The organism is Bradyrhizobium sp. SHOUNA76 (assembly GCF_023006445.1).
Classification (GTDB): Bacteria; Pseudomonadota; Alphaproteobacteria; order Rhizobiales; family Xanthobacteraceae; genus Bradyrhizobium.
Map to the genome: position 1 here is coordinate 1 of NZ_JALBHA010001076.1, position 638 is coordinate 638.

General features: G+C 67.6%; 1 pseudogene. It reads right to left on the reverse strand.

The features are described 5' to 3' along the window. Positions 1-638 (reverse strand): annotated as a pseudogene (locus tag MOV74_RS39820) (AsmA family protein); the annotation flags it as partial.

Genomic DNA, 638 nt, shown 5'->3' on the forward strand with positions numbered 1-638 from the left:
ACCTCGCCCGAGACCTGGCCGCCATAGGCGCCGAGATTGGCGGTGCCGGCCTTCAGCACGCCGCCGGCGAGCTTGCCATCGAGCGCCAGCGGCGCGATGCGCGCATCGCCGATCACGGCCTCGTTCGCGGAAATCCTCACCTGCGCATCGACATAGTTGAGCCCGGACACGTCGATCGGCGCATTGCTCCAGGGTTGCCCGGCCGCGCCCTCCGGAGATTTCGCCAGCGGAATCGCCAGCCGCTGGAAGTCGAGGTCGACCTTGACCAGGGGCTTGCTCGCAATGTCGACCGAAGCCCAGCCGTTGAATGCGCCGTCGCCGAGCTTGCCATTCACGCCGTTGATCATCACGACATCGCCGCTCAGCCGCATCTCGGCGTGACCGGTGAGTTGAGACTTCAGCACGCTGGGCATGTCGACGGCGAAATCCACCGGGATCGTCGGCCGGTCGGTCGGCGGCGCCGGCGTGGTCGCCTTGATGTCGAATTTGGTCGGGTGGTCGCCGACGCGCGCGGTGCCGGTGATGTTGACCTTGCGGTCGTGGCCGACGGTCGCGTCGGCGTTGATGGCGCTGATGCGGCCCTCGACACGATCGCGCACGCGGGAGAATGCGACTTCGCCGTCGGTGACTTTGACGCG